Origin of the sequence: Chitinophaga sp., assembly GCF_035564935.1 — a bacterium.
GTDB lineage: Bacteria > Bacteroidota > Bacteroidia > Chitinophagales > Chitinophagaceae > Chitinophaga.
This window is the reverse complement of sequence record NZ_DATMTE010000901.1, coordinates 1-9,886: the sequence shown is the minus strand read 5'-3', so window position 1 is coordinate 9,886 and position 9,886 is coordinate 1. Positions and strand designations below refer to the sequence as shown.

10 protein-coding genes and 1 pseudogene are annotated in these 9,886 nt (G+C 48.7%); 9 read left to right on the top strand and 2 right to left on the bottom strand.

The features are described from left to right. A partial coding sequence (locus tag VN105_RS23475; protein WP_325644807.1) for an acyl-CoA desaturase occupies positions 1-721 on the bottom strand: 721 nt, incomplete at its 3' end. Between the two features lie 170 nt (positions 722-891). Between VN105_RS23475 and VN105_RS23470 the strand changes: the two genes are divergently transcribed. The 9 genes and pseudogenes from VN105_RS23470 (at position 892) to VN105_RS23435 (ending at position 9,462) form a co-directional block, all read left to right on the top strand. After that, positions 892-1,470 carry an HdeD family acid-resistance protein gene (locus tag VN105_RS23470; protein WP_325644805.1) on the top strand — a complete coding sequence of 193 codons (579 nt, stop codon included), beginning with the start codon at positions 892-894 and terminating at the stop codon, positions 1,468-1,470. A 125-nt stretch (positions 1,471-1,595) separates the two neighbouring features. Further along, positions 1,596-4,208, top strand: a complete 2,613-nt coding sequence (locus tag VN105_RS23465) for a M1 family metallopeptidase (protein WP_325644803.1) — start codon at positions 1,596-1,598, stop codon at positions 4,206-4,208. A 145-nt stretch (positions 4,209-4,353) separates the two neighbouring features. Next, on the top strand, positions 4,354-5,823 hold the full coding sequence (locus tag VN105_RS23460; protein WP_325644801.1) for a cobyric acid synthase: 1,470 nt from the start codon (positions 4,354-4,356) through the stop codon (positions 5,821-5,823). Between the two features lie 12 nt (positions 5,824-5,835). Further along, positions 5,836-6,858: a pyridoxal phosphate-dependent aminotransferase gene (locus VN105_RS23455; protein WP_325644799.1), complete on the top strand. Its 1,023-nt coding sequence runs from the start codon at positions 5,836-5,838 to the stop codon at positions 6,856-6,858. Then, a complete protein-coding gene (gene cbiB / locus VN105_RS23450; RefSeq protein WP_325644797.1) occupies positions 6,843-7,793 on the top strand; it encodes an adenosylcobinamide-phosphate synthase CbiB in 951 nt (316 codons plus the stop codon). Before VN105_RS23455 ends, cbiB begins: the two co-directional genes overlap by 16 nt. After that, positions 7,775-8,623 carry an SDR family NAD(P)-dependent oxidoreductase gene (locus VN105_RS23445; RefSeq protein ID WP_325644795.1) on the top strand — a complete coding sequence of 283 codons (849 nt, stop codon included), beginning with the start codon at positions 7,775-7,777 and terminating at the stop codon, positions 8,621-8,623. The genes cbiB and VN105_RS23445 overlap by 19 nt, the downstream gene beginning before the upstream one ends. Positions 8,624-8,752: 129 nt before the next feature. Continuing rightward, positions 8,753-9,058 (top strand): hypothetical protein, encoded by a 306-nt coding sequence (locus VN105_RS23440; RefSeq protein ID WP_325644793.1) that lies wholly within the window; start codon positions 8,753-8,755, stop codon positions 9,056-9,058. 22 nt (positions 9,059-9,080) lie between these two features. Beyond that, positions 9,081-9,197: pseudogene (locus VN105_RS29825) on the top strand (DUF6881 domain-containing protein); the annotation flags it as partial. 49 nt (positions 9,198-9,246) lie between these two features. Beyond that, positions 9,247-9,462 (top strand): hypothetical protein, encoded by a 216-nt coding sequence (locus VN105_RS23435; RefSeq protein ID WP_325644791.1) that lies wholly within the window; start codon positions 9,247-9,249, stop codon positions 9,460-9,462. A gap of 18 nt (positions 9,463-9,480) precedes the next feature. On the opposite strand, the gene VN105_RS23430 is transcribed toward VN105_RS23435, so the two are convergent. After that, a partial coding sequence (locus VN105_RS23430; RefSeq protein ID WP_325644789.1) for a uracil-DNA glycosylase family protein occupies positions 9,481-9,886 on the bottom strand: 406 nt, incomplete at its 5' end.

Here is a 9,886-nt window from a genome sequence, read left to right as displayed (position 1 = left end):
GGTTGTTATGCCAGCCTTCGCCCAGGGTGATCAGCGCCAGGATGGCACTGTTGCGGGATTCATCGCCGGTATAATATCTCTTATTACCAATTTTGTGCATAAGTGAGTTAATGGTGAAAGTACCGTGGTATAAGATTACAGTGCTCAGGAAAAAACCGATCAATAAGGTAGATAACCCTGCGGACCAGTCGAACCAGCCGGTACCATTTACCTTATTACCTACAAAATACACGGCAATTGCCAGGATCACGGCTGGTACCATATGCCATTTATTCAGCCATAACAGTTCTTTCGCTTTATGGTCCTTGATCAGGTCAAAACGGGTAGGCTTGTACTCCGGACCCATGATCCAGCCGATATGGGCATACCAGAAGCCGTATACATTGGCTGAATGCGGATCTTCAGGGGTATCACTATGTTTATGATGAATACGGTGGTTGGCCGACCACCACAAAGCGCCCTTCTGTAAGCTGCTTTGTGCGCCGCCCGCCAGGATAAACTGGAAGAACCGCGACGTTTTAAATGCACGGTGCGAGAAGTAACGGTGGTAACCAGCCGTTACAAAAAACATGCGTATTACATACAGTACACCGCATAATATCCAGTCAAACGCTGTTGTGCCGGTAAAAAATGCCAGTAAGGGCACCGCGTGAATGCCCATGAAATCTACCTGATGCCACCAATTGGGTGGTTTTCTGTCTTGCTTGATCGCCTTATTCATTCCGCAAAGATAATTTCCGTCTTTTATTAAAAGAATGATTTAAATCATTTGGGCAAAGTTAAGTGCTTTTCCCCGGTTTTTGCGCGTCCGGGCTCCCGGCGAACATTTTACAACCGGATGTGTTAGAGAGAAACGTAGTGCTATCCTTTCATCACGTTAAAGTAATTATTATGTCACAATTAATTTCGGCTATCAGGAATAATGTGAAGTATTGGTGGTTATACCTGCTTAACGGGATTATTTTCCTTATTGCGGGCTTTATTGTTTTCTCCAACCCCTTCAGCAGCTATGTATTGCTCAGTATCTTCTTCAGTGTTACCCTGTTCGTGACAGGTATCTTTGAAATTGCATTTGCGGTGAGTAACCGCAGCACGCATCATGGGTGGGGATGGTCGCTGGCATCAGGCATTATAGATGTGGTGATAGGTTTTATCCTTATGTTATACCCTTCAGTAAGTATGGCCGTGATACCGCTTTTCCTGGCTTTCTGGTTTATGTTCAAGGGAATCAGCCTGATAGGCTTTTCCATACAGCTGCAAACAGACAAAGTGCCCAACTGGGGCTGGCTGCTGGTAGGAGGGATCGGCCTTATTATTATCTCTATCTTCATCCTCGATAACCCCGCTCTGGGAGTAGCCACCGTATTGGGACTGATGGCAGCCGCTTTTTGGGGAACCGGTATTCTCAGTATCCTCTTTGCCTTCCGTTTGAAGCATGTGAAAAAAGAATTAAGGGAACACAGTTTGTAAACACCTGCCTGGAAACACGGTTACGGCAGACAGCCAGGTGATTGTCACTTTGTTGTCCGCTGTAATGGCTTTATGCTGTCGGCATTTTCCTGTATATTCGGTGCTTCTAAATCTAATCTCTTCCGATGAAAATCAACAGAATCTATGCTATTGCGTTTCTGCTGTTCTGCGCGGGAATGCAGCAGGGAATGGGGCAGGCAGTGTCTAAGTATGATGCACATGAGGCTTTCTCTCCATTGTTTTACCCGGCGCCGGGTAATGAGTTCCGCAGCGCCGGCGGGCAGCCCGGTCCGAAATACTGGCAGAATGCGGCAGATTACAAACTGGCCGTAACACTCGATACAGTACAACATCGTATAACCGGTTCAGTAGTCATTACCTATAAAAACAACAGCCCGGATCAACTGCCTTTTTTATGGTTGCAACTGGATCAGAATATTTACCGGGAAGACTCCCGGGGAAGCGCCACAGTGGCTGCTTCTGGTGAACGGTTTGCCAACCGTAGCTTCACACAGGGATTTGAACTGAAAAGTGTTAGTGTGATCACTGCCGGAAAATCGGCCACGGCCAATTACCTGGTAAATGATACGCGTATGCAGGTGAAGCTGGCAGATGCCCTTAAAACAGGCGCCTCCCTGCAGCTGAAAATAGATTACGCGTACACTATCCCGGAATATGGCACCGATCGTACCGGCCGCCTGCGTACCGCCAACGGATGGATCTACGAGATAGCGCAGTGGTACCCGCGCATGGCGGTGTATGACGATGTACTCGGGTGGAACAATATTCCCTACCTGGGAGCTTCCGAATTTTACCTCGAATACGGCAATTTCGATTACACCATTACAGCGCCTGCCAGTTTGCTGATAGGCGGCTCCGGTGAGCTGGTGAATGAAGCACAGGTGCTATCGCCTAAAGAAATCAGCCGTCTTGCCAAAGCGCGCAACAGCGATGAAACAGTGTATATCCGCGACAGTACAGATATAAAGAATAATACGCCGTCCGGCAACCGTACCTGGCACTTCGTATGTAAAAATACCCGCGATGTGGCGTGGGGCGCCTCCGCCGCTTTTATATGGGATGCGGCGCGCATTAACCTGCCGGGAGGTAAGAAAGCGCTGGCACAATCGCTTTACCCGCTGGAAGTAGCCGGCAAAAATGCCTGGGGCAGATCTACCGAATATGTAAAAGGCTGTATTGAACACTACTCTGATAAATGGTATGTATACACGTACCCGGTAGCTACCAACGTAGCGGGAATTGTAGGCGGGATGGAGTATCCAGGTATTGTTTTCTGCAACTGGAAATCCACAAAAGGCGGCCTTTGGGGCGTTACCGACCACGAGTTCGGGCACAACTGGTTCCCTATGATCGTAGGTTCCAACGAGCGCAAATATGCCTGGATGGATGAAGGCTTTAATACTTTTATCAACGGCATCGCTACCCAGCATTTTAATAACGGCGAATACGCCAGCCGTCAGAGTATGCAACGGTCTGCTCCCATGCTGTTTTCTGCTAACGCAGAAGCCATCATGAACACGCCGGATGTTATCGGGCTCAATTATAATGGCATCGCCGCCTATTACAAACCCGCAGCAGGACTGAACCTGCTCCGGAATGAAGTTCTCGGCCCCGAGCGTTTCGACTATGCTTTCCGGGAGTACATTAAGCGGTGGGCATTTAAGCATCCTACTCCCTGGGATTTTTTCAGGAGTATGGAGAACGCGGCAGGTGAGGACCTCAGCTGGTTCTGGCGTGGATGGTTCTTTAATACCTGGAAACTGGACCAGGCGGTAAAAGACGTGAAATATGCAGGAAGCGATCCTGCCCAGGGCGCGCTCATTACCATCCAGAACCTGGAACAACTCCCCATGCCGGTAGTACTGGCAATAACAGACGGCAATGGCAAAACGGATACGGTCCGCCTGCCAGTGGAAATCTGGCAGCGTGGCAGCAGCTGGACATTCCGCTATCATTCCACCACCCGGTTAGCCAGCGTGATCATTGACCCCGCAGGCAATTTCCCCGATATAAATCCTTCCAATAATACCTGGAAAAGTAGCACAGGAACCCCCATACCGGCCGGTATAACGCCAACGGCTATACTAAGAAAGTACATTGATGTAATAGGCGGCCACAACCTGCTGAAAGGCTTAAAGGACCTGCTACTGGAAGAACAAGGCACCGTTAGAGGCATTGTTATTGAACGCCGTGTGCAGGTAAAGCAGCCGGATAAAATGCTGCAAGTGGTGACGGTACCGATAAATAATATGGTACCCTTCAGGTTGCTCATTAATGGCAGTAATGTAAGCATGGCCCGCATGGGGAAGGACATCCCGCTATCGCCGTCGGAAAAAGCAGTTCTGAAAGATAAAAACAGCCTGTACCCGGAGTTGCAATACCTTAACAACGGCAGTGATGTTAAAATGGAACTGATGCCGGTTACGGAAGAAGTAAATAACGTGAATGCCTATGTGATCAGCATTGCTACTTCCAACGGGGCATTAATGCGTAATTATTACGATGTGAAAACCGGGTTGAAAATACGTACCGTTTCCCTGCCGGGGCAGGAAGGTAAAGAACAGGAAACAACTACTGATTATGCAGATTACCGGGAGGTGAATGGCATACAGTTACCGTTTACCAATACAGTCACCGACCCAAGTGGTTTTGAAGCAGAGATGAAAGTGAAGAAGGCGGTGGTGAATGGCGGGATAGGTGAGGAGGTGTTTAAATGACATGTAAATAATGAGGTAGCCTCTAAGAGAATGAATGAATAATATCGGCTGAACTTCTATAAGCCGGCTGTAAACAGCAACAATTCAAAAGAGAATACTTTTGTGAAAGTTAATATCTTCGCGGCAGCACTAATGTCATGAAAGAATGAAACAACTCCGGCCGGTAATGTTTGTGGGCACCGCTTCAGATGTAGGTAAAAGCGTGATCACAGCCGGGTTTTGCCGCATTTTCAAACAGGATGGATATAGTCCGGCGCCTTTTAAGGCCCAGAATATGTCGCTCAACAGCTATGCAACGCCCGATGGCCTGGAAATCGGCCGTGCACAGGCAGTACAGGCCGCCGCTGCAGGCGTGCCCTGTAATACCGACATGAACCCGGTACTGCTGAAACCTACCAGCGACCGTAATGCCCAGCTGGTGCTGCATGGCAAACCTGCCGGGAACCAATCGGCCTGGGAGTATTTCATGGAAGATGATAAACGGGCACTTTTTGATGAAGTGAAAGGTGCATTCGATCGCCTGTCGCAGCGCTATAATCCTGTTGTAATGGAAGGAGCCGGCAGCATTTCCGAACTGAATCTGCGGGCAAAAGATATCACCAATATGCGGATAGCCCTGCATGCCGGAGCAGCCGTGTATCTGATTGCAGATATCGACAGGGGAGGTGTTTTCGGTAGTGTGTATGGTACTATCGCCCTGTTGCCGCCGGAAGAAAAAGCATTGATAAAAGGAATCATCATTAATAAGTTCCGGGGAGATATCCGGTTGTTTGAAGATGGAAAGGCTACGCTGGAAAAGATTACCGGCGTACCGGTAACCGGCGTATTACCTTACTATCACGATATTTATATTGAAGAAGAAGATGCGGTTTCCCTGCAGCTTAAACAGAAACGCTTTGTTCAGGGGGAGATAAATATCGCGATCGTTTTGCTGCGGCATATGTCGAATTTCACCGATTTCAATGTCCTGGAAAAAGATGAGCGGGTAAATATCTTTTATACCGATAATCCCGCAGAACTGGCAGCAGCGGATATTATTATTCTTCCCGGCAGTAAAAATACGATGGCCGACCTGGTAGCTATCAGGAACAACGGTACCGCTGCAGCAATAACGGAGGCGTATAAACGAAATAAGGCGGTGATTGGTATTTGTGGCGGTTACCAGATGATGGGGCAGCAGGTGGCCGATCCTTATGGTGTGGAAGGCGCCGCCGGCAGTATCCCGGGTTTGGGTATTTTGCCTGTTAACACGGTGCTCACAAAAGAGAAGGTAACGCGGCAACGGACTTTTTACTATCGCGGTCAGCAGAAAATATGTGAAGGATATGAAATTCATATGGGAGATACGGCCGCAGCAGTCCCTTCGCCGTTGAATGCATTTACCGGTGGCGGCACAGATGGTTATTTCCTGCGGGATAACTGCTGGGGCACCTATCTTCATGGCATCCTGGATAATGATGCAGTGATCAACGACCTGCTGGCACATTGCGGAAAGCCCGCAGTGGCAAAGGAATTTGATTACCGCCGCTTCAGGGAAGAACAATATAACAAACTGGCAACACATATCCGTGAACATCTGGACATTCCGGCTGTTTATAAGGCACTGGAATTATAATAATATTGCATTATGATACAAGGACACGGAGACGATGGCTACCTGTTTGATCAGCAGGTGAAAGCTGATTTCAGCTCCAATGTTTGGTATGGGGGTTTACAGGCAGGACTAAAGGAGCATCTCAGTAACAAAATAACCGGTATTGATCATTACCCGGATGCAGGAGCCTTAAGATTGCAGGCTATGCTGGAAAACCAGGCAGCTCTGCCCGGCGGCAGTATCCTGGTAACCAATGGCGGCACGGAAGCCATTTACCTGGTGGCGCAGGCATTTACGGGCGCCACCACTACCGTGGTTGTGCCTACTTTTGCTGAGTACGCGGACGCTTGTAAACTATACCGGCACCAGGTACAATATCTGCCATGGGATAAGTTAACGCCTGATACAACCTTCACCACCGACCTGGTGTTTATCTGCAATCCTAACAATCCTACCGGGCATGCACTGGATGAAAAAGCCCTGCAACAACTTATCACACACAATAAGCATACAGTATTCATCATCGATGAAGCCTATATCCAGTTTACAGTAGGTGCGGTTACTATGCTGCCGCATCTGCACCGGTTACCCAATGTGCTGGTGCTGAGGTCCATGACAAAAACCTGCTGCATTCCCGGCCTGCGGCTGGGCTATGTGGCAGCCCGGAAACAGTTGCTGGACAGGGTCCGCGCTTTCAGGATGCCATGGTCGGTGAATAGCCTGGCGCTCGAAGCGGGCTATTATATCCTGGAGCACCCCGAGCAGTTTGCCATTTCTGCAGGCACTCTTTTACAGGAAACGTTCCAGCTTTGGGAGGGGATCCGTAAGATGCCGGAGTATAAAGTACACCCATCACATACTCATTTCTTCCTTTTTGAAACATTAACCGGTACGGCCGCCGCGCTGAAAGCATGGCTGATGGAACGCCATGGTTTGCTGATCAGGGATGCCTCCAATTTCTACGGACTGGAACCAGGTCATTGCCGGGTTGCCTGCCGCAGCGCTGCCGAAAACAAATTACTGATCACTGCTTTGCGCCAATGGACCCTATACTAAAATTCGTATTGCCGTTACTGTTAGGGTACATTGCCGACCTGTTACTGGGAGATCCGCGCAGCTGGCCGCATCCCGTAAAAGGTTATGGCTGGCTGATCCAACAAGGTACACGATGGCTTAACCGGGGCAGGGCCCGGTTCTGGAAGGGCGCATTGCTCACCATTACACTTTGCATGGCGGTGTATATAAGTTTTTATTTTACACTTATAGTACTATCGGGGTGGCCCATAGTGTACTATGCATTCAGTACGGTGTTTATTTTTTTTGCACTGGCCAACAAAAGCCTGTTACAGGAAGGCCGGGAGGTGTTTGATGCCCTGCATCACGGAGGGCTGGAAGCGGGGCGACAGCGGCTATCATGGATAGTGGGAAGGGATACCGGCCATTTGTCGCCGGATCAGATCCGTATCGCGGTATTTGAGTCGATGTCGGAAAACCTGAGCGATGGAGTAGTAGCGCCACTATGCTTCTATGCCGTACTGGGCCTGCCCGGTATGATGCTGTATAAAATGATCAACACCCTGGACTCAATGATTGGCTATAAGAATGCGCAATACCTGTATTTCGGACGCTTTGCTGCCCGGCTGGATGATGTGGCTAATTTTATACCGGCACGCATCACAGCGCTGCTGATGATCCTTTTGTATGGCAGCAGCCGCGCATGGCATTTTATGATCAAATACGGGCCTGCTCATACCAGTCCCAATTCCGGCTACCCCGAAGCAGCGCTGGCGGGCATCCTGGACTGCCGCTTCGGTGGGCCTAACCTGTACCAGGGGGTAGCCGTACACAAACCTTATATTGGCGAAAATGAACGTAATATTGAACATAATGAATTTCGTAAGGTGATGTACCTTAACCATGCAGTTACTTTCGTGATGGTGATCAGCATCGTGGCGATAAAATATTATTTGATATGGAAAGCACAGCAGTAACAAAACAGCGGGAAAAGGAAAGGATCAGTATTTTAAGTTGCGGCTGGCTGGGAAAACCCCTGGCATTGCATCTGAAAGCCGCCGGTTATCCTGTAAAAGGGGCGCGCACCAGCATAGCGGGCGTGCAGGAACTACAGTCTCTCGGCCTGGAAGCCTATACGGTAGTGTTGTCGGAAAATGTGTTAACCGGCCCAGACGACTTCTGGAGCGCCGATATCCTGATAGTGAACATCCCCCCGCGGAAAGAAAGGGGAAAGGAAGCACATGTATCAGAGATAATGCTGCTGCGCAGCTTTGTCGAAACAACATCTATCCGTAAAGTAATATTCGTCAGCTCTACTTCTGTATATAAGGATATCAACGGACTGGTAACGGAAGAAAATGATGAGATGCCCGATACCCCCAATGGAATGGCATTGCGGGAGGTAGAAGAACTCCTGCTGGGGTCAACCGCATTTGATACCACCGTGCTTCGTTTTGGCGGGTTGATTGGCTATGACCGCCTGCCGGATCAGCGCCGGATTATGGAAGGCCGGAAATCCAATAGCCAGCCTATGAACGTCATTCACCGGGACGATTGCATTGGCGTGATCTGCCAGGTGATCGAGAAAGACGCCTGGGGAGAAGTGTTTAATGCCTGTGCCAGCGGGCACCCGCAACGCAGCCGTTATTATAAGGCGGCTGCACAGCATCTTGGTATTCCCATGCCCCGGAAGCTACCTGCCGAAGATGAGCCGTATAAGATTGTAGGCTCCAGCAAATTGAGGAATGTGCTGGGCTATTCTTTCCTGTATGATGACCCGCTGCAGGTATTTGCAACGGGTGTTTAGATTACCGGCACCCAAAAAAATTGGTTACATATGTTAAATTTACTATATTGTAGTAACACCTCTTCTATGCCAACGGAGGTGCGGTTCAACCAATAACATATTTATTCAATCCTAAACCTGAAAAAAGCCGTGAATCTGCTGCTCCTTAGCCTGTTTGCTGTCGCATTATGGCTGATGTTCTCCCTGTACCGGGGTCACAATCGCAAAAAGGCCGAACTGCTTGTACCCGTAAGATCTGCCAGTATTGTGAAAATTCACAGTTATAAGTCCTTCGGCATCATCGCTACCATCCGCTTTAAGGATGAACAAACCCCTCAGATCGGTGACCGGTTGCATGAAGAAGGGAATATTTACCGGATCACCGGGGTGGTAACGCCCGATCCTGTAAAGGAACAACCCAAAGATACCTGGGACTGCCGTCTTGTAAAACTATGACCGATGGCGGCACACCTTATCAGACCAGGTAATGCCTGGCCCGGAAGAGATCAGCGAAGACAGGCAATTTGTTCCCGAACTGATTTCCCGGGCAGAATTTGAACTGGTGTGGAACAAATATTTTTATTTTTTGTCATGATATAGCTGGTCCGTGGTTTGCGTAAGATCTATAGAAAAAAAGAGATCTTATGAATGCTTTTATGATTAAAATTTCCGGAGGCCGCTTTTATGTAAGACCTTCTTCACCCGAGCGCTTCCTGGTAGATGTAGATGGAGAAGAGGTAATGATGGAGAAAGATGAAGACGGATACGTGCGCGCACCGGGCGCTACAGACAATGGCCGTCGTTTAAACATGGGCCTGCTCAACAATATTGCCGATGAAATTGCGGTAAGAACAGCGTAGAATTTCCACAGGTTGGGGTTACGGATGCTCCTCAAACGCCGCCAGGTATTTGTCGATGTACTGCGACTTTGTTTTGGATTTGTACTGCATTACAAAGCGGGGATGTTCCAGCGGAATCACCTTCCCGAAAAATTTTTCCTTTTCATTTAATGCCTGCAGGAAAGCAGCATTTTTACCTGTACCCATACAATAACATACCTCGCGGCTGATGTTCCATTGCAGCTGTTCTTTTAAGCTGTTCACAATAAACGGGTAGGCCGCCTTTCTTAAAGCAGCGCTGTCGTAATAATTGTAATTTACTTCCTTGCCACCGGGTTGGAGGGAAGTAAATCCAAGCGGACAAATGGAACTGATATAAAACTTCCGGTAAAATTTTTTCACACCTCCGTAGGCGTCTATCACATCATATACAAATACAGAAGAG